Source organism: Sphingomonas paucimobilis NBRC 13935 (assembly GCF_000739895.2).
In the GTDB taxonomy this organism is placed as follows: Bacteria; Pseudomonadota; Alphaproteobacteria; order Sphingomonadales; family Sphingomonadaceae; genus Sphingomonas; species Sphingomonas paucimobilis.
In genome coordinates this window covers 324,668-345,419 of sequence record NZ_BBJS01000030.1, presented here as the reverse complement: position 1 = coordinate 345,419, position 20,752 = coordinate 324,668, and the positions used below count along the sequence as shown (strand labels likewise).

General features: G+C 67.1%; 23 protein-coding genes. 1 reads left to right on the top strand and 22 read right to left on the bottom strand.

Features of this window, described 5'->3' with window-relative positions:
- The first annotated feature begins 153 nt into the window (after positions 1 to 153).
- Positions 154 to 987 (top strand): carbohydrate porin, encoded by an 834-nt coding sequence (locus tag SP6_RS11215; RefSeq protein WP_232253963.1) that lies wholly within the window; start codon positions 154 to 156, stop codon positions 985 to 987.
- Here SP6_RS11215 and SP6_RS11210 read toward each other — a convergent pair.
- The 22 genes from SP6_RS11210 to SP6_RS11105 form a co-directional block, all read right to left on the bottom strand.
- A complete protein-coding gene (locus SP6_RS11210) occupies positions 963 to 1,151 on the bottom strand; it encodes a hypothetical protein (protein WP_042469003.1) in 189 nt (62 codons plus the stop codon). The genes SP6_RS11215 and SP6_RS11210 overlap by 25 nt on opposite strands.
- A 3-nt stretch (positions 1,152 to 1,154) precedes the next feature.
- The gene (locus SP6_RS11205; protein WP_156146120.1) at positions 1,155 to 1,505 is read right to left on the bottom strand and encodes a hypothetical protein; all 351 of its coding nucleotides are present in this window, start codon (positions 1,503 to 1,505) and stop codon (positions 1,155 to 1,157) included.
- A gap of 8 nt (positions 1,506 to 1,513) precedes the next feature.
- A complete protein-coding gene (locus SP6_RS11200; protein ID WP_042469001.1) occupies positions 1,514 to 1,927 on the bottom strand; it encodes a hypothetical protein in 414 nt (137 codons plus the stop codon).
- A complete protein-coding gene (locus SP6_RS11195; RefSeq protein ID WP_042468998.1) occupies positions 1,924 to 2,505 on the bottom strand; it encodes a glycoside hydrolase family 108 protein in 582 nt (193 codons plus the stop codon). Before SP6_RS11195 ends, SP6_RS11200 begins: the two co-directional genes overlap by 4 nt.
- Before the next feature lie 50 nt (positions 2,506 to 2,555).
- Positions 2,556 to 3,284 carry a hypothetical protein gene (locus tag SP6_RS11190; protein ID WP_232253965.1) on the bottom strand — a complete coding sequence of 243 codons (729 nt, stop codon included), beginning with the start codon at positions 3,282 to 3,284 and terminating at the stop codon, positions 2,556 to 2,558.
- Positions 3,284 to 3,643, bottom strand: a complete 360-nt coding sequence (locus tag SP6_RS11185; RefSeq protein WP_042468993.1) for a hypothetical protein — start codon at positions 3,641 to 3,643, stop codon at positions 3,284 to 3,286. Before SP6_RS11185 ends, SP6_RS11190 begins: the two co-directional genes overlap by 1 nt.
- The gene (locus SP6_RS11180) at positions 3,636 to 5,273 is read right to left on the bottom strand and encodes a hypothetical protein (protein ID WP_042468992.1); all 1,638 of its coding nucleotides are present in this window, start codon (positions 5,271 to 5,273) and stop codon (positions 3,636 to 3,638) included. The genes SP6_RS11185 and SP6_RS11180 overlap by 8 nt, the downstream gene beginning before the upstream one ends.
- 4 nt (positions 5,274 to 5,277) lie before the next feature.
- Complete coding sequence (locus SP6_RS11175; protein ID WP_042468991.1) at positions 5,278 to 9,291, bottom strand: coiled-coil domain-containing protein; 4,014 nt, start codon at positions 9,289 to 9,291, stop codon at positions 5,278 to 5,280.
- The gene (locus tag SP6_RS11170) at positions 9,288 to 13,409 is read right to left on the bottom strand and encodes a hypothetical protein (RefSeq protein ID WP_156146119.1); all 4,122 of its coding nucleotides are present in this window, start codon (positions 13,407 to 13,409) and stop codon (positions 9,288 to 9,290) included. The genes SP6_RS11175 and SP6_RS11170 overlap by 4 nt, the downstream gene beginning before the upstream one ends.
- Positions 13,393 to 13,599 (bottom strand): DUF1799 domain-containing protein, encoded by a 207-nt coding sequence (locus SP6_RS11165; protein ID WP_042468989.1) that lies wholly within the window; start codon positions 13,597 to 13,599, stop codon positions 13,393 to 13,395. The genes SP6_RS11170 and SP6_RS11165 overlap by 17 nt, the downstream gene beginning before the upstream one ends.
- A 131-nt stretch (positions 13,600 to 13,730) precedes the next feature.
- Positions 13,731 to 14,183 (bottom strand): hypothetical protein, encoded by a 453-nt coding sequence (locus SP6_RS11160; RefSeq protein ID WP_042468988.1) that lies wholly within the window; start codon positions 14,181 to 14,183, stop codon positions 13,731 to 13,733.
- A 2-nt stretch (positions 14,184 to 14,185) separates the two neighbouring features.
- Positions 14,186 to 15,124, bottom strand: a complete 939-nt coding sequence (locus SP6_RS11155) for a phage tail tube protein (protein ID WP_042468986.1) — start codon at positions 15,122 to 15,124, stop codon at positions 14,186 to 14,188.
- A gap of 3 nt (positions 15,125 to 15,127) precedes the next feature.
- Positions 15,128 to 15,358, bottom strand: coding sequence for a hypothetical protein (locus tag SP6_RS11150; protein ID WP_042468985.1), 231 nt, complete (start codon positions 15,356 to 15,358; stop codon positions 15,128 to 15,130).
- Between the two features lie 100 nt (positions 15,359 to 15,458).
- The gene (locus tag SP6_RS11145) at positions 15,459 to 15,866 is read right to left on the bottom strand and encodes a phage tail terminator protein (RefSeq protein ID WP_042468984.1); all 408 of its coding nucleotides are present in this window, start codon (positions 15,864 to 15,866) and stop codon (positions 15,459 to 15,461) included.
- 5 nt (positions 15,867 to 15,871) lie between these two features.
- Positions 15,872 to 16,354 carry a phage virion morphogenesis protein gene (locus SP6_RS11140; protein ID WP_053003288.1) on the bottom strand — a complete coding sequence of 161 codons (483 nt, stop codon included), beginning with the start codon at positions 16,352 to 16,354 and terminating at the stop codon, positions 15,872 to 15,874.
- The gene (locus tag SP6_RS11135; protein WP_042468982.1) at positions 16,354 to 17,091 is read right to left on the bottom strand and encodes a DUF1320 domain-containing protein; all 738 of its coding nucleotides are present in this window, start codon (positions 17,089 to 17,091) and stop codon (positions 16,354 to 16,356) included. Before SP6_RS11135 ends, SP6_RS11140 begins: the two co-directional genes overlap by 1 nt.
- Positions 17,088 to 17,651: a hypothetical protein gene (locus SP6_RS11130; protein ID WP_042468980.1), complete on the bottom strand. Its 564-nt coding sequence runs from the start codon at positions 17,649 to 17,651 to the stop codon at positions 17,088 to 17,090. The genes SP6_RS11135 and SP6_RS11130 overlap by 4 nt, the downstream gene beginning before the upstream one ends.
- Positions 17,652 to 17,714: 63 nt before the next feature.
- Positions 17,715 to 18,647, bottom strand: coding sequence for a hypothetical protein (locus SP6_RS11125; RefSeq protein ID WP_042468978.1), 933 nt, complete (start codon positions 18,645 to 18,647; stop codon positions 17,715 to 17,717).
- Positions 18,648 to 18,692: 45 nt separating this feature from the next.
- Positions 18,693 to 19,076, bottom strand: coding sequence for a hypothetical protein (locus SP6_RS11120; protein WP_042468977.1), 384 nt, complete (start codon positions 19,074 to 19,076; stop codon positions 18,693 to 18,695).
- 45 nt (positions 19,077 to 19,121) lie between these two features.
- Positions 19,122 to 20,060, bottom strand: coding sequence for a hypothetical protein (locus tag SP6_RS11115; protein WP_042468976.1), 939 nt, complete (start codon positions 20,058 to 20,060; stop codon positions 19,122 to 19,124).
- A 123-nt stretch (positions 20,061 to 20,183) separates the two neighbouring features.
- Complete coding sequence (locus SP6_RS11110; protein ID WP_053003287.1) at positions 20,184 to 20,462, bottom strand: hypothetical protein; 279 nt, start codon at positions 20,460 to 20,462, stop codon at positions 20,184 to 20,186.
- Positions 20,459 to 20,665 (bottom strand): hypothetical protein, encoded by a 207-nt coding sequence (locus tag SP6_RS11105; RefSeq protein WP_042469048.1) that lies wholly within the window; start codon positions 20,663 to 20,665, stop codon positions 20,459 to 20,461. Before SP6_RS11105 ends, SP6_RS11110 begins: the two co-directional genes overlap by 4 nt.
- Positions 20,666 to 20,752 lie beyond the last annotated feature (87 nt).

Here is a 20,752-nt window from a genome sequence, read left to right as displayed (position 1 = left end):
TAACTAGATTGGCGGCCGGCTATCGGCATCGTCATGGTTTGGACGCGGGCTGCGAGATGAGAGGCAGGTGTTTACCAATTCTCTGAACCCGGATTGCACGACTTCCATCTATTCGCGGTTCATCTTCATCCATTAAACGGTCCAACGGTTGCCATGTCGAACATGATCAGCAAGGCGGTTTTGCTATCGCTGGCAAGCGTAATATTCGCCGCTCCGGCGTTTGCGCAGGACGCCGAACGCGACAGGAATGCCTTTACGATCAATGCCCTATACAAGGGCGATGTAATGGGCGTGGCATCCGGCGGGGTCGCGCACGGGGTCCGCTTCCTCGACAATATCGATGTCGTGGCGGACGCCGATCTGGAGGCCGCGTTTCACTGGAAGCGCGCCACCGCGCATTTTTCCCTTCTTAACAATCTGGGCGGTCGGCCCAACGATCTGGCCGGATCGATCCAGGGGATCGACAATATCGAGGTCTCCGAAGGCCGGTTGAAGGTCTATGAGGCGTGGCTGGAGCAGGGACTGGGCGAGCATGTGATGCTCAAGACCGGGCTTTATGACGTCAACAGCGAATTCTATCAGAACGACGCCGCCGGGCTGCTGATCTCGCCGATGTTCGGGGTCGGGTCGGAACTGGCGGCGACGGGTACGAACGGGCCGGCCATCTTTCCCTCGACCGCGCTGGCCGTCCGGCTGAAGGCCGCGACCGGCAATGTCTATGGCGCGGTCGCGGTGGTCAATGCCAAGGCCGGTACGATCGGCGACGAGGAGGGGATCGATTTCTCTGGCCGCGAGGGCGCATTGGTGATTGCCGAAGCGGGCTGGACGGGGCGGGGCAAGCTGGCGTTAGGGGCCTGGCGCTATACGCATAAGCAGCCCGGCGTCATCCCCCCCGGCGCGACATTGACCGAATGTAGCCGCGCAAAAATTCCGAGCATTAAATCGGTAAAACGAGCATTAATTCACCGCGCGGCGGCTTGGACCTGATCGTGGAGCCGATCGCTCTGGTCCATCGCCCGATCCAAGACGGCCTGCAACTCGGCTTGGTCGGCCTCGCTGACAAGCACCTTGAAACCCTCGTACAACCGGATTGCAGCGGGCGTTGCCGCGCCGACGATCTCGATCGCCTTGATGATGGTGGCGAGGTCCATGGATCAGCACCCTTCCCGATCGAGCAGCTTCGTCACCGCCTTGCGAGCCAGCGCCACGTCGCCGGCGACTGCGCTATCCAGCCGGCCGGAAACAGACCGCGCGACCTGGACGGCGGCGTAGGCCTGATCGTCAAGCTTGCCGATGCACCGACGCTGGTTGGCATCGTACCGTCCGGTCTGCAACGCGGCCAGCGTGCCGATCGCCGCCGCCTGATACGCCAGTTCCACCGATAGCGCGGCCTGCTTGGCGAGCCGGTGGTCATCCCGGCCAGCGACGCATCCGGGCAGGAGGGTGGCGAGCGTAAACGCGACCGCCACCGTTGCCAGCGGCAGGGCGGCCAATACTCTTTCCATCGCGCCCCTCACTTGCCCCGGACCTTTTCAATGGATCGCGCCAGGCCATAGCCGGACGCCAGCGTGCCGATCAGGACGACGATGTCGGTCGGAATACCGGCGAGAAACGCGGTCGAGGCGGCGACCATCGCGGCGGCGGTGCGCGGCGACACCATCGCGACCAAGCCGACCGATGCCGCCCCGGCCGTGGGGATCGCCATCAGCGCACCGACGCACAAGGGGCGGATCGAGCGAGCGAGCGCGGTCATCCAGGCGGGCGCGTCGGGGCCAAGGTCGAGCGTATCGATAGCGACCGCGCTGCCCAGGCGCAGACCTTCCGCCGTAGCCTGGTCGAAGGGGATCGGCGGCGGCAGGCCGGCCGAGTCATGCGTCCCGCCATCGAATGGCGAGGGGGAACCGTTGTCGCGCAGTGGCGGAGTCATGCGGCTTTCCTGATTGTGGGGGGAAGATCGAAGGCGACGCGGACGGCCCAGCCCAGGACGAAGTCCTCGTTAGCGGCGCGCAGTTCGGCCAACTCGATGTAACGCGCGCCCTGGAGGGCGTTGAGGTAGATGAGGACGGCATTGCGGCCGACGATGCCACGCCGTGCGACCAGGGCGCGCAGGGCGGAAGCGGTGGCGGGGCCGGCGCTGCCATCCACCTTCAGGTCGGGATAGTCCCGGCCCTGGCGGTTCAACGCGTTCAAGACGCGCTGGAGGAAGACGACCGCGACGCCGACACCCATATTCACAGCGGTGTCGAACAACTCGGCCGCGATGTCGCGATCGACGGCGGCGATCCAGTCCAGGCCGATCCGATCCCAGTAGAGCCGGCGGTAGATGGACAGGGCACGGGCCTTGGGCAGGTCGGCCATCGCGCTGGTGTAGCCATCGGCGCGGGCGACAGCCTCGGTGATGCCCCACTGGGTCTTGCCGCCCCTGTCGGAGGGGTGATCGCTATAGCCGCCCTCGATACCGAGTGTATGCGAGGCGGCCTCTTCGAAGGGGGACAGCGTGACCATGCCTCACCGATAGACCCTTCGCCAGCGCCGCGTGGATGTGCGCTGGCGCATCAGGCCCAGTCGGTGATCGCCATCGGCAACTTGGACGTGCCGTCCGCCTGCCGCTCGAATGTCTCCAGCTTGGGGAAGCGGCCCCAATGTATACGCTCGTTCAAGCCTTCGGGCGCAGCCCCATCCTCGACGACGAGGAAATCCCCGGTCGTCCCAAGATCGAGGTGCATCGCATAGAGCCGGTCACGCAAGGCATCGGTCAGATCGACCATCGTCCAGGCGTAGCCGCCCGCGACCGCCCCGTCCTCGCCACCGAAGCCGCCCGACCAGAGCCTTTCGGACCGGCCGGTATCGACCAGCGGGCGGCCCGATCCATATTCATAGGCCGAGCGCATTGCCTGCCCGACGACGGCAACCCCGGCACGAATGGGCGTGGCGGTGTTGATGCGAAGCTGGACATAGCGGGTGATAACCGGGGCGGGCAGTACGCAAAGCCCATGGCGTAGAACCGGCGCGCGCCGATAGCTATGCGCGAAGGCCCCGGGCACCGCCGCCCCGTCCAGGCCCGGCACGACCGCAAAGCTGTCGGCCGCGCCGGCGGTGGTGAAGCCCAGGACCACATGATCGATTGCCTGGGCGCTGCCCAGATCGAGTACGATCGTCGCCTGGGCGCTGGCGGCGGCAAAGGCTTCGCGCGGCGATGGTGTAGCCAAATTTGCAAGGCCGGTCCCCGCCGACGACCGACCGGCATCGGGGGTGAAGGCAACAGGATGAACGATCGAAAGCATCAGGCCGCCACACGCTTCAGGATGGTCAGCGAGGTCGTCCCGTTCTCCAGCTCCTGCGCTTCGATCACGAAGACGAGGTCGCCGGGCTGGTAATCCAGGCGGGTGCAGTCAGCGGCGATGCAGCGCCCTTGCAACTCCGCCCGCGCGCCCGCCACGATCGCCACGTCCTCGACCAGCGGAAAACCATGGAAGGCGGCAAGCCGCGCCCCCTCGGCCTGCGCGCCGGCCTCGGTCGCAAAAGGCGAGGCGGACGTGATCGTCCGCCCCTTCGGAAAGCGCGCCGCTGCCGCCGTGGCGACCGGGAATTCGCGCTGCGCCGCTTTGAGCTGGGCCGCGTAGCCGGCCGACACATCAGCCATGTTGCACATCGATCCACGGGCGGCCGTCGCGGATGAACAGCACGCGACCCAGACGCTTCATATAAAGCGCCAGCGTCATATCCGCTTCCTTGACCGCGACCGCCTTGATCCGATCGCCATCCTGCGCGGCGATCAGATAGTCGCCAGCTTCGACCGAGCCGGTCATGTTGACCGGGACCTTGCCGCAATAGGCGATCCGGTCGACCTTTTGCCGCTCCGCCTCAAGCGCTGCCTCATAGATCGGCAGATCGCGATCATAGGCGGCCGTGGCGGCCACCCAGGCGGCATGTTCCGCCTCGAACTGCGCGCGGGCGGCCGGATAGGCGATCGTCGCGGCCTGCCAACACGCCAGCGCCGCCTCATACTCGCCAAGCTGGACAGCATAGCGGAAGCGCGCTTGCAGCCAGTCGACATAGGCCGGCCCCTCTTCGCTCGGCTCGGGGCCGGGTTCGACAGGGGCAGCTGGAGCGGGACCGGGCACGGCCGGTGCGACCGGCTCAGCGGCTGGCGCTTCCGGTCGCGGGCCGAGATGGGCCGCCCATGTATCGCCACCGACGATCGACGGGCTCGTCGACTTGATGCGAAACACGATTGCATCGGCCCATCGGTCGGTCAGCAACCCGTCGCGATCCACCCCGCACACGTCGCCGGCCGCGATCGTCCCACATCCGTCCGCTTTCGTTTCATACTCAGCATAGTCCGCGCCGCTGGCGTTCACCGTGCCGCTGGCGTTCATAGACCGGCCAGTGGCAGTGCTGTGACCGAGATATACGGCCGCGCCCGAGCCGTTCGGGCTGTACGCGCTGACCGCTGCAACCACGAAGCTGTCCAGTGCGCCCGCAGCGTTCGAACGGACCCGTAGAACAGCAGAACCTTGACCTGCCCCTTTCGCGATAGTGTGTTCAGGTGCCGACGCTATGCCAACAAGGAAGTTGCCCGCACTATCGATGCGCGCCTGCTCGGTCCCGGAAGTACCAAATCGAAGGTCGCTGGCGGTACTGGTCAACGTCTGTGCTTCGATGAAGCTGTGCGTGTTCAGTCCGTTCGCGGCCGATCCAAATCGCACGCGCATTGTGACGGCACCGCCGACATTACCGTAAATATCGAGCGGGAGGACCAACGATCCGGCGACGCCGGTCTGCTGACAGGTGACCCCTGCGGTGGCGACCAGCGGAGCGAGCGACGAATTGACCTCGCCGAACCGCATCCGTTCGAGCCCGCCAGCGACGGCGGAAAGGAGGTTCGGACCGTAGACGGTGATGCCCGTATCCTGATCACTGACGAACCGAACGCCGGGGGCCGCCATCGAGCCAGCCGGGAACATGCCCTGCAGAATCGTGTCGCGGTAACCGCCGTAAGTGTTCCGCAGGTCGATGATCGCGTTCGCGGTCACGCGATTGAAATCTTGCGTCGGCTGAACCGAGAAGGCGAAGCTGCCCGTCGGGCCGGTGTACGGTCGCGCCAGTACCAGCTTGTTCCGGCTTTCCGCACGCAGGACTTCCAGCGTCAGACCGTTGCCGGTCGAGATGAAAGCATCACCCGGCTCGACATTGTTGACGAAGTCGACGTTGGCGTCACCGATCACCTCGACGCTGTTCGTGGTGACGTTCGCAATTCCGATATACCACATGCTCTTACTCCTCGATCGCGACGATGGTCAGACGCTGGATCACGCCCTCGGAAAGGTTGAAGCCGCGCGACAGAGCGAGCTTGAGCGCCCTGTTCGCGGTGGACTGGACGGGGTCGGTGACGGTGAAGCCGCCCCCGATCGTTTCGGTGTAGGTGGCGCGGCCGGGCGCATCGCCGGGCGTCGGTTTCAGGCCGCGGAACGTGGTTTGCTCGGTTGTGAAGCCGCGCTGTTCGAGCTGCGCATACGCTGCGCCGGCAAAGGCGCGACTAAGCGTGATCGTTGAATTGACGCGCTCGACATTCTTGGTGCCGAACCAGACGTACCCGCCATCGTCGGAGGTGGCCCCGAACGCATCGACGGCTTGCTGAAAGAACTTCACCCCGTCGTTGTCGGCCGAGAAATCGCGGGTGTATTCGCTGTAGTAGAACCAGCTGCATACATATTTGACCGGCTTGCCGTTGGAGCCGAAGGACGGCACCTCCGCGACTGCGTCCGCTGCCAGACTGCTGGACGCACCGGGATTGCGCAGCGTGCCTATGCTGAAGCTGCCGCCGGTATACATGTCGCCGTTGGTCGCCTTGTAGGCGATAGCATTGGCGCGGCTGCACTTGTCGACCGCCATCACAGGGCCGAACCACTCGATCAAATCCTTGGCGGCACCGAACTCGACGCCTTCGACGGACATGAACGCGCCAGCCTTCTTAATGATGAGGCCGGTCCCCAATTGAATGTTCGCATTGAACAGGTTGAGCGAGCCAGCGCCTTGCCCCCCGCCAACCAGCTGAAGACCCGTCACATTGCCGTTCACGTCGATCTGGAACGTGATCGTCCCTTCGATCTTCCCCAGCCGATTGATGACCGCCTCGAACGCCTGCTGGATGCCGACGTTGCCGATGCCGTCCAGCATCGTGCGAACCTGCTGGATCAGCGCCGCATTGGCGTTGTCCCGGTCGTTGGTCACCCGTGCGAGGTCGCCGATCGCGCTGCGCGCCCAGGGCAACCCGGTCGACGGATCATTGACCTGTGAGGACAGTTCAGAGGTTTTGCTGGCCGTGGCGGCGTTCGCCTCTGACGCCAGCTTGATCTCCTGCGCGAACTGCGTCCGCGTCGCGGTCAACCCGGTCACCGGATCGTTGACCCGCCCCTCCAGCGTCTCCAGCCGGCGGACGGCCGCCATGTTCTGCGTCGCCACCGTCTCGGTCAGCGCCGCCAGTTCCGCCCGTGTCCTGGTCAACCCGGTGGCGGGATCGTCGACCACCGACTTCAGCTGCGCGATCGTCCGCGCGTTCGTCTGCGACGCCTCTGCCGTCACCTGCTGAAGATTACTCAGGTCCGACCGCGTGGCCGCCAGACCGCTGGCCTGATCGTTGTACTGCGCGGTCAGCGCCACGACCAGTTCAGTGACCGCCTTGAAGCGATCGGCCGTCGTGCGTGTCTCCTGATCGAAGCGCGCGTCCGCCAGATCGATACGCGACCGCAGGGCCAGTCGGGCGGTCGCGCTGGCCTCGAACCCCGCGAGAAGCGTCGTCGTGAGCTGCGAATGGATCTCGGTCAGCGACGTGATGAAGCGCGCCTCGGCTCGGTCCCCAGCCACGATGTCGCCAAGAACCGCCGCGTCGGCCTGCGCCTGCGTCCGGGCCTGTTGGCGGATCGTCTGCTCGACGCCGGCGATGCCGAGACCATTGGCGATCGACGTTCGCTGCAATCCGGCGATCTCGGCCGATTGTTGCTCGTTGCGGACCCCCAGTGCGTCGATGGCCTGCCCCAACAGGCGATCACCCTCGATCACCAACTGGCGGTCTTGCAACGACCGCGCATCAAGCGCGCCGACCTGTAGCGCCAACTCCAGCCGCGCCCGCGCCTCCGCCCGCTTCACCCCGTCGACATCGTCGACGATCTTGGTGTAAAGCTCGTTCCGCAACAGCGCCTGCGCCGTGAACCGAAGCTCCTCGGCCTGATGCTCACCCACGACGGACGCCAGCAGCGCGGCGTCGGTCTGGCGGCGCGCCACCCGCGACTGGCGCAGTTCGACGCTGTAGCTGGAGACATCACCATAGGATCGCAGCAGCTGCTCGGCCGCGCCAATGCGGGTCACCGCCTGGTCGAAGGTCGTCTGCTCGACCTTCGTGCGGATCAGCCCCTCGGCTGCACTGATCCGCTGCTCCGTGTCCGTGACGCGCGCAACCGCCCTAGTCAGTTCGACCAGTTCAGCCTTCGTGCGGACCTCTGCGCGAAGCGCATCATAGACCGTCTCGACCGCCGCCACGCGGGCAATCAGCGGCTCCAGTTCGGCAATCTGTGACGGGTCGAGCACCGCCCGCAGGATCTTGTCGTCGACCTCGGCACTGGTCGCGCGCAACGCGATCTGCGCGGCCTGCGCGTCCAGCGTCGTCTCGACCTTGTTCTGACGCTCCCCCAGCGTGTCGATCGCGTAGGCGTAGACCTTGCCGGTCAACGGATCGACGATGAAGCCGGCGTCGCGCATCCGGCGGTCCGCGTTCTCCTGCATCAGCACCAGCTGGAGGGCCGCCGCGCTCAGCTGCCCCTCGGCACGCTGAAGCTGGCGCTGCGTGGCCGCGCCGTCGAGAACGATGCCGCGAAGCGCCGCAAGCGCCGCCTCGGCCGCGCCGTCGCGCGCGCGCAGCTGGTCGACCGCTTCGTCCAATTCTTTCTGCGCTTTTTTCAGGTCGGCGGTATCGACGGCGATCGGCGCGATCCGCGCCAGCTCCGCCCGGACTTGCGGGGCAGGCATACCGTCCACAGCCTTCGTGTCCTTCGACGTGTTGTCGCTGGTCTTGTCCGCGCCTGGCTGGGCGGGCTGAAGGTCAGCCAGCTTCTGCCCATCGGGAAACACGACCTCGCCGGCCAGCACGGCGGCGCTGATCTCGGCATCGGTATGGACCCGGTGGTTCTTCTGGAAACCGACCTTGACGCTCGCGATCGGCGCATAGGCGGCGCGGCGCTCGACATCCTCGAATGCCACTGTCTCAACCGGGTCGGCAAAGGCAATGGGGCGCAGCGCCAGTCGGCGATCGGCGGTCACGCCCCACGACAGCGAGGCGCGCAGGCAAAGCCGGTCCAGCATCTGGGCGGGCGTCTCGCTGGCGTCGTCGGCATGAAGCCCGGCCGGATCGGGGCGGAGCGCGGCCAGCGCCGCAAGGTCGTCCAGGTCCGGCCCCTCGGCGGCGGCCGAGATGGCCGCCGCGATGCCGGGCACGTGCTCGACATAGCCAGTGCCCAGCTCGCCGCGCAGGTCACCGGTCAGGGTGGAGGGCTGGGTCCAGAACTTCACACACGCGATCGAGGGTGCGGCGGCGCACCCGCCATCGGGCACCGCGACGGCCTTCAGCGCGTCGAGGGTGGCGGCGATCGAGCCGGCCCAGGCGACCGTGACGATCGTGACCGGGCGGCCTTTATCCTTGACCGCGTCGAACGCCCCGAGCGGTCGGGCCGGGTCGCCAAATTCATAGATGTTCCAGGCGGCAAGGAGGACGCGGCCCTCGACGTTCCAGCACCGGCCCCAGCTCCGGCGCTTGACGCGCCCCTTGGCCGCCGCATCGCCCTCGATGCCGCCGGTGCCCGCAAAGCTATCCTTGACCAGGGGCTCGCCCAGGCGGCCCGCCATGTCGGACAGGGTAAAGACGAAACGACCGGCGCTGATCGAATAGCCGGCGACCGTGCCCGCCAGTCGCACCTTGAACGACGGGTCGGCCGCGTCATCATCGGCGACCGACACGGTGATCGCGGCATCGTTCCAGACCAGCCCGGCGACCAAGGCGCGGGTGGACGCCATGGCGGGCGAGAAGCCGATGGCGCTGGCCTGTGCCACCGCACCCCCGGTGAAACCATCCTTGCCGAAGCCGAGCGACGACTGGATACGCGGCAGGCTGATGACGCCCGCGCGCCAGTCGAATTGATCCTTGAAAAGGTAATGCCCGCGCCCGCCACCAGCGAGGCGGATGTCCACCGGCTGACCGGCGGCGTCGCTGGGGCGCGCTTCCACGATGACGGTCTTCATTGCGCGATCTCTCGGGCGATCAGGCCAAGGTTGGGCGATACGCCGCCACCCGACCGGGACCGGCCCTGATCGACCAGTGTCTGGAGCAACTCGGTCTGCGCGTCGGCCGCCTTAACCATCTGCGCGGTGAGCGCGTTGCCCGCCTCGATCGCGCTGGTCTGCGCGGCCTGGACGCCAGCGGCCGAGTTGACGCGGTTCGTCTCGATATCGATCAGCGCCCGGGCGGCGTCGCCGGCCGCCTTGCGATCGCTGGCATATTCATCGCCGCCCGTGCCGAACGCTTCCTTGCTGGTCGAAAGCAACTGGCGATAGAGTTCGGCGACCTTGTCGGCCGCGCCATCCTTGCCCGCCTCAGCATCGGCGCGGACAGCGGCGATGTCCTTCAGGAGGGTCTGACGCCGATCGACGGCCGAGCCCTCGAACAGGTCACCGCTCGTCATGCTGGTCAGCAAGTCCTTGAGGCTGCCGACCCGCGATTTCAACGTGTCTTCGAGCAGCTTGCCGCGTTCCTCGGCATTGAGCTTTTCGACGCGGAGCAGGTCGAGACCATAGGTCTTGGCGATGCGCACCCGCTCGCTGGCGGTCTGGTCGAAGCTGTCGAAGATGCTCTTGAGCTGACCGGTCAGCCCGCCCAGGCTGCGCTCCAGGTTCTGGACCTTCAGCGCCTCGGCCAGTGCCTTGTCGAGCGAGGACGAGGATTGCAGCGCCTTTGCAACGGCCGGGGACAGACCCTTCACCGCGCCGTCCGCGATCGCGTTGCGGATTGCGATCTCGATCGCGACGGCCTCATCCTTGCCGTTATAGAGCAGGCCCGAACCCGGATGCTTGTTCGACACCCGGTCGCTGCCGCCGCCATCGACGCGGAAATAATCTTCGCGCTTACCGATCGAGACCGAAAACGCCCCCGTCTGCGCGCCGAGCTGGTCGGCGATCTTCTGGATGCCGTCCTGGACGGACTTGGCGGTGCCAGACAGCTTTTCGGTGACCGACTCGGCCCCCCGCATCGTCGCGGCGCTATCCACCGACGTGATGGTGGCGCTGCCCGACTTCGGCCGGGTGAACAGGTTGCCGACCAGCCCGCCGATCAGGCCGAGTGCGGCCCCAGCGCCGGGAATGCCGGTCAGGCCACCGATCGCCCCGCCGATCGCCGAGCCGGTGCCGTTGGTCTTTATGCCGACGAGACTGGCGAGCGAGGTCGCGGCCTGCCCTTCGAACGCCCCCGCCAGCCCCTTGCCTGCATATTTGCCCAGGCCCTGCCCGATCCTGGAGGCCGTTTCGGGGTTGGTGAACAGGCCGATGGTTTTGGTGGCGATGCCGCCGATCGCACTGGTAAACAGCTCCTGCGGGTTGCGCGTGCCACGGCGCGGCGCGGTCACGGTGAACTCGCCACTGGCCCCGGCCTCCGGCGGCATCGGTGCGGACGCGCCGGGCTGGCCGCCTTGTGGCCCGTCCCGCACCGCACCGGCGGCACCGCTGGCGGCACGCGTCAGACTATCGAGCGCGGCACTGGCCTGCCCGGTGCGTGCGGTGACGATGTCCACGGCCTGCGCCATGCGGGCCGACGCATCTTCGACCACGCTGGTCCCGGTCACGCTGTCCTCAAGCTGCTGGAACAGGTCACCGAACAGGTTGTCGACGATGCGCTCGGCCGACACCCGGCTGAACGCCTGCATCAGGCGCTCGGGCAGTTTCTCGATGCCGGAGTCGCCCGAGATGGTGGCGGTCAGGAGGCCACGGATATCGGCGATGCCCGCCAGATAGATGCGCTGGCGCTGGGTCATGCGCTCCAGCTGGCGCTCCTGGGCGGTCAGCGCCTGGTTGGCGGCGAGGATCGCTTCCTTCTGTTCGACGGTCAGCGGGCCGCGCTGGCGCTCCAGCTGCTGGATCGTGCGCAGCGCTTCAGCTTGGTCGCGGTGGCCGGTGAGCATCTCCTGCCCCACCGCGAACGCGTCGCGCTGGCTTTCGACGAAATCCTGGATGGGCCGGTTCAACCCCTCGCGCACCACGCCCTTGGCTTCCTGCGCCTGACCGATCAGCTCCTTGAACTGGGGCGGCTTCTTGCGCGCCAGATCGTCCATGATGTCGTCGAGCTGGCGGATGGCGGCATTGGCCTGACGCACGGCGGGCGGCGTCCGGTCGAACTGGTCGGTGATGCCCGCGATCCGCGCGGCAGCATCGCGCCCGAACTCGTCGCGCGCCTCGGTGGACTTCGGCTTTTTGGTTCTCTTCGCCTTGGCGTCCTGGCGTAGTTCCTTGGCCAAGACACCATCGTCCAGCGATTGATCCGTTAGATCGGCGACGCGCTCCTTTGCTTCCGCAGCGACACGATCCCTGATCGCCTCAATGAACTGGGTCCTATTGATCTTGAGACCAGTGAAGTCCAATTTTTCGGCGGCGCGCATAACCGCCTCGTTCGTCGTCTTGCCAGCCTGCAAGTCGGCGACGACAGCGCTCAAATTGCGGGCGTTCTGCTGCGCACGCTGCGATCCGACGAATGCACCGGTCAGGAAATTGCCGACACCACCGCCTTCCAAAAGGCCCTTGATGCGACCTTCCGTCGAGATCGATCCGGCATCCTCGAACGTCTTGCGCGAGCTTTCGCGCGCGGTCAGCGCCTCGGCGCGGTTATTGATCGCAGTCAGGCGGGCATTGATGATCAGTAGTTCGTTCTGTTTCTTCAACTTGCCGGTGGTCAGGTCGAACATCTTGCCAAGCGCGCTTTGCGCCTCGGCAAGGCCGTCCGCGCCGAGCCTAACCGCCTCCTGCGCTTCCTCGGCTTTCCACAAATTCTCGATGAACGGCAGGATGACGGCCGCCCCGACCGTCAGCGCGATACCCCACGGGCCGGTCAGGAACGCACCGACCCTGCCAGCCCGGCCGGACATCTCGGACATCGCATAGCCCATCTGGCCCATCTGCTGGGTAAAGGAGCGCACCACGTCGCCGGTCGTCACCGCCTGCAAGCCGAAGTCGCCGAACTGCTGGCCCATGCTGCGTACGGCAAAGGCGTTGCGCCGCGCCTCGGCTTCGGCCTCGCGCGTCCGCCGCGCAGCCTCCCGCTGCGCCTGGGCGAGCCGGATCGCGGCGATCGCGGCGGCGGCTTCCTCGCGCTCGGTCTGGTTGGTGGCGTTCGCCAACCGGGTCTCGGCTGCCGCCAGTTCGGCCGCTTCCCGCGCCGCTGCACCGCGCGCCTGGTTCTGCGCGCCCGTCGCGCGGGTCGATCCCTCCGCCGCCTCGGTCGCCTGATCGGTCGCGGTCGCCTGCTGGCGCGCGGCGTCCGATGAGGTGGCGGAAGCATCGGCCAGCGCCTGGGCGGCCTGGGCGGTGGCGTCGGCCGCCCCGCCGCTACGCTCCAGTGCCTCGGCCAATTGGCCGCTACCGGCGGCGCTCGCCTGGGACTGGCTGGCAAGCGTCGTTACGGCGGCGGTAGCGGTGGTGGACGCCGCCGCGCTGTCGCGCAGCGACTGCGAATATGCTTCCTCGGCCGCCTGGGCACGCTGGCGGGCCTGGGCCAACTCGGTGCTGGCCGCCGCGATCGCGCTGGCATCGCCGGCCGCGCGTGCACTGCCGCCACCGGGGCTCAGAGTGATGGTCGGATTGTCGGCCGTCAGCTCGACGCGTCCCTTCGCCTGCGCCAGCCGTCCCTCGGCCGCCGTCACCGCCTCGCGCGCGGCGTCGCGTTCGGCCTTCGCCAGATCGGACGCGGCGCGGGCCGCCTCGGCGGCCTTGGCGGTGGTGGCGGTATGCGCACGGGCAACACGGCCGGCGGCGGCGACCAGCTCGTCCGCGCCGCCCGCTGCTTTCTTCGACTGGTCGGTCAGCGAGGCCATCGCGGTCGCGGCCTGTTTCGCCGAGCCACCCGCCGTGATCGAGGCGCGCGAAGTGCCCTGGAGCGCGGTCGATGCCTCCCGCGCCGTGGTGGTGATCCCCGCCGCGCGCGACGCCTCGCCGATCGTGGCGACCAGCGCGCGGGCCTGCACCACCGCACCCCCAGCCGCCGTACCGATGCCGGCGATGGCGGCGGCGCTATCCTTGGCCGCGCCGACCAGGCCGGAGCCATCGGCCTTCAGACGAACGGATACGATCAGGTCACGGGTCATGTCACGCCAGCGCGACAAGGGCCGCGCGCTCCATCATTTGCAGGTCGAGGAAAAGGCTGGTGGTCATCACGATCTCCAGCATGTCGGCGGTGGGGCGGACGGCGGCGTATTCGATCCCCAACCGCCCGCCCATCGCGTGGAACCGCCACTGACTGGTCAGCGCCATGAACAGGGTGACCACGTCCACTTCGTCGGGGCCGATCTCCACCGTATCGTCCCGCCGGCCGGCCGCGCGCCGCGCCTCGATCGCGGCGATCGCGGCGGCCGCGCTGTCGGTGGCGGCATCCTCGGCCGATTTCCCGCCGCCGCGACCCTTGGCCCAGCCAGTCGCGACGGCTTTCAGTTTCCCGCGCGGGTCTTGGGCTGGCCCGACAGGCAGGCGCGGAAGGCGTCGAAGATATGAATGAACATCGACCCTTCGTTCATCAGCGACCGCAGGTTCGGCGCGACCAGGGCCTTGCGCTTGCCGTCGCCGTCCACGTCGGTCAGCCAGTTGTCCGCCACGTCGAAGCGCAGCGGATCGCCGTTTTCGGCATGGACGCCGCGCCAGTCGGTCGCGATCTGGGCGACCAGCTCGGTATAGAGCTGCGCCTGATCGACGCCGCCTTCCGCCTCCAGCTCCTGGACGCGGACGACCTCGGCGATAAACGCGGTGGCGGCGTCCACCTTCAGGAGGCGGAAGCGCATCTCGATCACGAACGTCTGGACGGTGCCGTCCTCCATGACGACCGGGAAGGTAACGGGGGTCCAGGCACGCGGCTGCGCGACGATACGATAGATGGGCTGGGTCATGATTACTTCGCCGTGATGATGAGGTCGTCGGGCGTCGTGCCGACATTCATGCGCCCGGTGATCGAAATCATCAGGACATCATTTTCCTCGGACAGTTCGATGTCGGTGATCTGAAGGTGATCCGACTTGAACCCGATGATGTTGCCGGCCTGCGTGCCGTGATCGAGTTGCACCGGGATTTCATCGCCCTTGCGCAGGGTGGCGAAATAGTCCTTGGCCCCGATCGTCGGACATTCGCCGAGGATACGACAGGTCAGGCCATGATTGCCGCGACCGATATAGTTGATGCCAACCAGGTTGCGCGGCGTGATCTCGGCATTGGCCTCACCGGTGAAGCTGCGCAGGTTGAGCGCATAGCCGCCCAGGAGAAAGTCGGTGTTGGTCGTGTTGACCTCGACCGGGTCCTTCCACTGGTCGAACACCACGGCACCCGGAGCCGCGTCGCCGATGGCACCGGCGGCGGGCAGGAGTGCGGTCATGTCGATCTTGATGAACGGATAGGCCCCGGCGGTGAAATCCCAGCCGAACGTGCCACGGCCGCCCAGGCCGATGCGCTTCTGGTTGCCGTGCCAGTGATAGGCGGTCGCCGAGGACAGAGCCGCGCCGATCGCGGCGAACCGCTGCACGGCGCTGGTATTGGCGGTCAGGGCGGGCGCGGCCATGCCGCACGCCTCCAGATGCTCCATCCAGGCAGGCGCAGTGCCGGCCGCGCCCGAGCCCGCCAGTTCCAGTTCATAGCTGAAGGTCTGGCGTTCGTTGGACGGCGCGTCCTTCGAGCTACCGCGAACCGGACGGTCGAGGTTGCGCTGGATGCGATCGACGACGACCGGCTTGGCGGTGAAGTTGCGGGTCAGTGCGGCATTGACGGCACCGGTCGGCGCGGCGTCGGTGGCGTATACGGCCTCTTTCTTGAAAAAGAGGACCTTGACGGCGTCTACCATAGATCAGTCCTTGTCGGTGGGAGTGGCAGGCGAGACGGGCGCGGGCGTCGCATCGGCGTCCAGCGCGGGGTCGGGCTTGCCGTCCAGCGCGGCGAGGCGCGCCGGGCCCGACAGGGGGAGGCCCCATTGGTCGAGCGTCCGCCCGGTCGCATCGACCGGGCGGGGCTGGGTGGCGTCAGCCTGGGCCGTATCAGCCTGGGCGGCGTCGGATTTGGTGGTCGGCTTTGCAGCCATGGCGGCGGTCCTCTGTCGGATGTCGGTGATTGTGCCGACAGTCAGACCCGATCGCGCGCGCGCGCGCGTCCTGCGCCAGTGCAGGCCGCGCCGATTTAATTCACTTGCGGTAGTGATAGCGGCACGACAGCCGCACTTCCCACGTCACCGATGCCGGACTGACGTTCGCCAGCCGTCCGCCGAGCAGATCGACCTCGCCCGATGCCTGGGGGTGGGTCCAGCCGACGACCGTGTCCTTGACCGCCTGGACCTGCTTCTGAAGTTCGTCCGACACCGCACCGCGCGCGAGCCGGGTGCCGACGGTGACGAAGACGGAAAAGGCGAAGGTCACGCGCTGGTCGCGCCGACCCGCCATCTGGCTGGCCTCCGCCGACTCGGTCGCAGGCACCACGTGGAGCGCGGGCAAGGCGTTCGGCAAGTCCGCCTGGGTCGGCGCTTCCAGAACCCCTTCCACGGACTTGAAACCGCCGTGCAGGAGATGATCGACGATGGGTTTGATGGTCAGCATGGATGTTACCCTGCGAAGCCCAGATGCCGGGCGAGCGCGCCCAGTGCATAGTCGGCGTTGACCTCGGTGAAGCCGAGATAGGGACGCGCCGGGATGACGACCTTGGACACGATCCGGCCGCCGAACGACAGCGCCTTTTTCTCACGCGGGCGGATCTCGCCGCCCATCTGGTGGATCAGCGCATAGACGCCCGCACCGCCCGACCGCTCAGGCCCGGCGGCGGCATAATCCTTGCCCCAGTCCTCGGTGATCGAATTGCCCAGGTCGCCCGACAGCGTCAGGGTCTTGCCGCCATGCTCGACGACGCGTTGCGACGGCAGCCATTTCGCGCCGGTGGGATCGGTCTCGGTCTCGAACCGCTCGCGCGTCGTGTCGGAGAGGTGGCCGGCGATGTCCTTCATCGCCGTGGTCATGTCGGCCCCGTCCGCCGCCAGCCGGTTCATGGCGGCGGTGACATCCTCTCGGATGGTGATCACAAGATCGACCATCAATAGTTCCGCAACCAATCGGGATAAGCGCGCTGGCCGGGGGCGATGACGACGGGCGCATCGCTGTCCGTCTCGGCCGGGATTGCCGCGGCGGGCAGGCCCAGCGTCGCGTCGCCCTTCTGGATGCGGACCAGGAGCGCCATCGCCGCCTTCGCCTGGTCCGCGATCCCCTCGGGCACACCGCGCGGATAGAGTCGCGCGCGCGCCAGATCGCCGACAGCCATTTCCAGGATGCGCGGCACCGTGGCGAGGGGCAGCGCGTAGCGGCTGGCGACATGCGCCTCGACGATCGATTGGGCATCGATCAGCGCACCGATCAGCAAGTCGCGGTCGATCCGGCCGGAGCCGTCCGGATCGGTCATGCGCACCACCTCGTCCAGGGTGAAGCGCTTGACCAGGGCGGCGATCGACAACCACCCTGCGCCGCCATCCGGCGTCGCCCATGTCGACTCGATCAGGACGACCTCGACTTCGCTCTCCAGCGTCTGGCCGTCTGCGTCGTCGGCCCGTACCGTGACGGCGTAACGCTCCCCGTCGCCGCCACCGGACAGCGCGAGCGTGACGATACCATTGGCAAGCGTAGCGCTGGCGGCGAGCGCGGCAGCTCCCGGCACCAGGCCGCGCGCGATGACGGTCACGTCGCGGATCGCCGTAATCGAACCGCTGCCAGTACCACCGGTAAAATTTACAGCCGGGCGAAGAGTCTCGCCCGGCTGTTTCAAGAGGGTAGCGATCATGCCGCCGCACGCTTCGCCTCGATCGCGGCAATGATCTCCTGGACCGATGCGTCCTTGGGAATTTCAACCTGCTCGCGCGCTGCCTGTTCGATCAGCTCGGGCTTTTTCATTTTCCCCAACGGCACCGGCTCGGCCGCAGGGGCCGGCGACGGAGGCGGGGCAAGCGGGGCCGCTGGCGGGGTCAGCGGCGGCACCGGCTCGGCAAGCGAAGCGGCCTGATCGACTGGCGCCGGGGGCGTGGCGATGCGGGTGTCGGGCACCATCTCGCGATCGGCGAGGCCCAGGACGCGAGCACGAACCTCGCCGAGGCCGGCACCGAGGTCGGCGACAGAGCGCGGATCAGCGTAGCGGAAGTGGGCATCGGCCTGGGCGGCGGCGGCCTGTTCGCGCAGCAGGATGTTCTCGGCGAAGATCGGATCGTCCTCGATCGCAAGCCGTGCGAGCAGATCGCGGCGGGCTTCGTCATGGCCGGGCTCTTCCAGATCGAACCGGATCGGCGCGCCGGGCTCATATTCCTTGCCGCCGAAGATGACGGTGCGATTGACCTTGTACGGGTGCATAGCAAACTCTTTTCACATCGAGGGAAACAGGCGGGCGGCCGGATCGCCGCCCGCCACCGGGCATCAACCCTGCGAGAAGGCGTTCTCGAAGAAATAGCCCGCCTGGGACGCGATCACGCGTTCCTTGACGCTCTCACCGACCAGGACGGCCGTGCCGCCGCGCAGGCCCATCTCGCCCCCCTTCAGTTCGCGCTGCGATGCGATGCGGTCGCCCCAGGTAAAGGTGCCCGCAAAGGTCGGCGTTTCGCGCGACATGACGGGAGCCTTGTAGGTCAGCGCCAGATGGTTGCCCCACAGCCGCGACATCGATGCCGCCTGACCTTTGCGCGCCTGGTTGCCGAAGGCCTGGCCCACGACGACCTCGTTGACCTCGAACAGCGCGGCCACCTCTTCCTTGGTGACCACGCCACCGCCATTGGTGCCACGGATGGCCTTGATGACGCCGGCGTTACGGCGGAACTTGGTCCAGCCACGCTGACCGAAGGTCATCTGGTTGGGCCGCATCAGCGGCTTGTCGAGCGCGTCCGAAATCAGCGACACGGCGTCGGTGTTGGGATTGTCCAGGACGTCGGTCGTCGCCAGCGTTGTCCGCAGGGCGGGGTCATAGGTGGCGGGGTTGAAGATGATCGCCGCCGCGCGGATTTCCCGGCGGATTTCGATCAACTCGGAGGTCAGCGCCGCCGCATTGCCCAGCGGGTCGTAGCGTTCATCGGCATTGTCGACATCGGCCTGGGGCACCGGGGCTTCCAGGCCATGGTCCTCGGTCGCGTCGGTGATCTCGACGCCTTCCATCGTGACCTGGTTGGCCTGGCTGCGGCGGCCGATCAGGGTGTCGGGCGTGTTGAAGAACGTGTCCATGCCGTACTGGATGAACGTGAAGGCCTGCTTGCCGACCTCGATGCGCGGCAGGACGATGTCGGCGATGTAGCTCTGGTTCTTGTAGGCGATGGCGATCGCGGTCAGATGCGGATCGATGGGATAAGGCGATTGTGCCATGGGAAGCGTCCTGAAGAGGTTATGAAACGGGGTTGAAGGAAAGGGTCAGCCGGTCATGAAACCGGGGGCGGGGCGGTAGGCGAGGACATCGTTCAGGACGCCGGCCGCGAGCGAAAAGCCGATGATGCGCACGCGCACACCGGCGGCGGGCAGGGCCTCGACCGCGCGGCCGGACGCGTCGGAGGTGATCGGCTTGCCGCGACCAATGGGGCCGCCGTAGCGGACCTCGGGCAAGCCGCCGATGGCGGCATCGAAGCGCTCGCCCGCGTTCGCCGCCAGCTCGACGTTGGTCGCGATCAGGTCATCGCCGGGGCCGGTCGCCGGGACCAGCGTCTGGTCGTCGCCACCGAATTTGAGGATCAGATAGGGGGCGATCGCCGCCCCGGCGCGGAAGTTCTTGGTCAGTCCGTCAGTCCGGCCACCGGCCATGGTAAAAGCTCCTGTTGTACGAGTCTGGGGATCGCTGACGCCGGATCAGGCGTCAGGATTGTCGGTGACGAAGCGGACCGCCGCCTGCGTCGTGATCGGCTTGCCCGCTGTGCGCATCTTCTCGGCATAGGCCTGGGCACGCCGCGCGATGTCGCCGGGCTTGGGGGCGTCGGCGGGCTTCTTGTCGCGCGGGGCCGCCTCGCCAAGCGCGATGACCGGCTGCGCGCCGTCGAACAGCGACTTGAAGGCGGCGAGCGGCGTCATGGTGTTGGCATCGCCCTCGCCGAACGCCACCGACTGGCCGGCATCGAGCAGATCGAGCAGGCCGACGACCTTGTCCTTGCCGGCCGGGGCGAGCTTCACGTCCGCAATCAGGCCCTCGGCAAAGGCGACATGCTCGGCGTGGCGGGCGTCCTTAGCGCGCTTGGCCTCGTCCGCCTCGCGCGTCTTCAGCGCATTCTCACGCTCGGCAAGCGCGGCTTCGCGCTCCGCGAACGCGACCGCGTCCGCCGGGGTGTTGGTGTCGGTGCTCATGGTGTCCTCTTCGATGGAAAGCGTCACGACGCCGATGACGGCATCGGCAAAGGCGACGGTCCCAAGCCCCTTGATCGCCGGAGCCGCACCGCCGAGGAACCCGACATGCTGGAGATACCAGCTACCGGGCTTGGGGTTGTTGGGGCTCGAAGGCGGATAGAGCTGGGGGGAAATCTTGCGGTAGTGCCCGGCCTCCACGGCCTCGGCGAAGGCGGGCACGACCTCGGAGGGGTGCGCGACCAGGACGCCGTTTTCCATGGCCAGCGAGCCGATCCAGCCGAACGCGGGCGCATCGATCTTGGGATGACCGACGACGATCGGCGCGGGGTCGCTCTCCCGGTCATAGGAGGCGATGACCTGATCCAGATCGGACTGGGTGAAGGTGACCTTCGTCCCGTGAATGTCGGTGAAGGTGCCGGGGCGTAGGATTTTGATGGGGGGCGGTGCCATGACCGCCGGGATATCGGGGCAGGCAGGTCAAGTCGGCCTGCGCCAGTGCATCCGCCTATATGGCAATGCGGGGCCGCGCCGTGCCTGATAGGGGCAGGCACCGACGCGGCGCAAGAGGGTTGGCTATGAGCGGCGACAATGCTGGATCATGCGCATCCGCCACTGGTCATAGGCATAGGGCGGATCGCGCTGGATGGAAGCGACGGCGTCCAGATAGATCAGGCGGTCATCGGGGCACCGCCATGCGTTGCGGCTCTCGATGGCGTCGCGGAATGCCTCTTTCCGGGTTGCCCGCCAAGGCCACACCCGATCGAAGACGCGCAGTCGCCACCGTGGATGCGCATCGCTGGGCTGGGCAACTGGGTCCGGCTCGATCGACTGACAAGCCAGCTGCGCAGTCATGCACGCCCCCATTCCAGCTCGGCGGTGTCCAGCATGTCCAGCGTGTCGTGATCGGCACCCTTGCGCTGCATGTACGCCCGGACATCATCCGGGTCACCGCCGGTCGGGAACGCCCGGTCGCGCCTGGCCTGGAAACCGAGCAGCCCTACCCAATCGTCACGATTGTGCTGCGCGACCAGCCATGACCCGAATTCCTGTTTCATCATTCCGACTCCCATGAGAACAAAGCAGGAACATGAAGCAATCCACGTGGCGTTGTCCAGATGCGATGCACGTCCCGCGACCGGACA

Excerpts from the sequence above, each read along its gene's own strand:
- SP6_RS11175 (WP_042468991.1), bottom strand. The coding sequence starts at position 9,291 with ATGAAGACCGTCATCGTGGAAGCGCGCCCCAGCGACGCCGCCGGTCAG.
- SP6_RS11155 (WP_042468986.1), bottom strand. The coding sequence starts at position 15,124 with ATGGTAGACGCCGTCAAGGTCCTCTTTTTCAAGAAAGAGGCCGTATAC.
- SP6_RS11105 (WP_042469048.1), bottom strand. The coding sequence starts at position 20,665 with ATGAAACAGGAATTCGGGTCATGGCTGGTCGCGCAGCACAATCGTGAC.
- SP6_RS11210 (WP_042469003.1), bottom strand. The coding sequence starts at position 1,151 with ATGGACCTCGCCACCATCATCAAGGCGATCGAGATCGTCGGCGCGGCA.
- SP6_RS11190 (WP_232253965.1), bottom strand. The coding sequence starts at position 3,284 with ATGCTTTCGATCGTTCATCCTGTTGCCTTCACCCCCGATGCCGGTCGG.
- SP6_RS11120 (WP_042468977.1), bottom strand. The coding sequence starts at position 19,076 with ATGGCCGGTGGCCGGACTGACGGACTGACCAAGAACTTCCGCGCCGGG.
- SP6_RS11205 (WP_156146120.1), bottom strand. The coding sequence starts at position 1,505 with ATGGAAAGAGTATTGGCCGCCCTGCCGCTGGCAACGGTGGCGGTCGCG.
- SP6_RS11160 (WP_042468988.1), bottom strand. The coding sequence starts at position 14,183 with ATGACCCAGCCCATCTATCGTATCGTCGCGCAGCCGCGTGCCTGGACC.
- SP6_RS11185 (WP_042468993.1), bottom strand. The coding sequence starts at position 3,643 with ATGGCTGATGTGTCGGCCGGCTACGCGGCCCAGCTCAAAGCGGCGCAG.
- SP6_RS11140 (WP_053003288.1), bottom strand. The coding sequence starts at position 16,354 with ATGGTCGATCTTGTGATCACCATCCGAGAGGATGTCACCGCCGCCATG.
- SP6_RS11110 (WP_053003287.1), bottom strand. The coding sequence starts at position 20,462 with ATGACTGCGCAGCTGGCTTGTCAGTCGATCGAGCCGGACCCAGTTGCC.
- SP6_RS11195 (WP_042468998.1), bottom strand. The coding sequence starts at position 2,505 with ATGGTCACGCTGTCCCCCTTCGAAGAGGCCGCCTCGCATACACTCGGT.
- SP6_RS11115 (WP_042468976.1), bottom strand. The coding sequence starts at position 20,060 with ATGGCACCGCCCCCCATCAAAATCCTACGCCCCGGCACCTTCACCGAC.
- SP6_RS11200 (WP_042469001.1), bottom strand. The coding sequence starts at position 1,927 with ATGACTCCGCCACTGCGCGACAACGGTTCCCCCTCGCCATTCGATGGC.
- SP6_RS11130 (WP_042468980.1), bottom strand. The coding sequence starts at position 17,651 with ATGCACCCGTACAAGGTCAATCGCACCGTCATCTTCGGCGGCAAGGAA.
- SP6_RS11215 (WP_232253963.1), top strand. The coding sequence starts at position 154 with ATGTCGAACATGATCAGCAAGGCGGTTTTGCTATCGCTGGCAAGCGTA.
- SP6_RS11180 (WP_042468992.1), bottom strand. The coding sequence starts at position 5,273 with ATGTGGTATATCGGAATTGCGAACGTCACCACGAACAGCGTCGAGGTG.
- SP6_RS11135 (WP_042468982.1), bottom strand. The coding sequence starts at position 17,091 with ATGATCGCTACCCTCTTGAAACAGCCGGGCGAGACTCTTCGCCCGGCT.
- SP6_RS11150 (WP_042468985.1), bottom strand. The coding sequence starts at position 15,358 with ATGGCTGCAAAGCCGACCACCAAATCCGACGCCGCCCAGGCTGATACG.
- SP6_RS11145 (WP_042468984.1), bottom strand. The coding sequence starts at position 15,866 with ATGCTGACCATCAAACCCATCGTCGATCATCTCCTGCACGGCGGTTTC.
- SP6_RS11125 (WP_042468978.1), bottom strand. The coding sequence starts at position 18,647 with ATGGCACAATCGCCTTATCCCATCGATCCGCATCTGACCGCGATCGCC.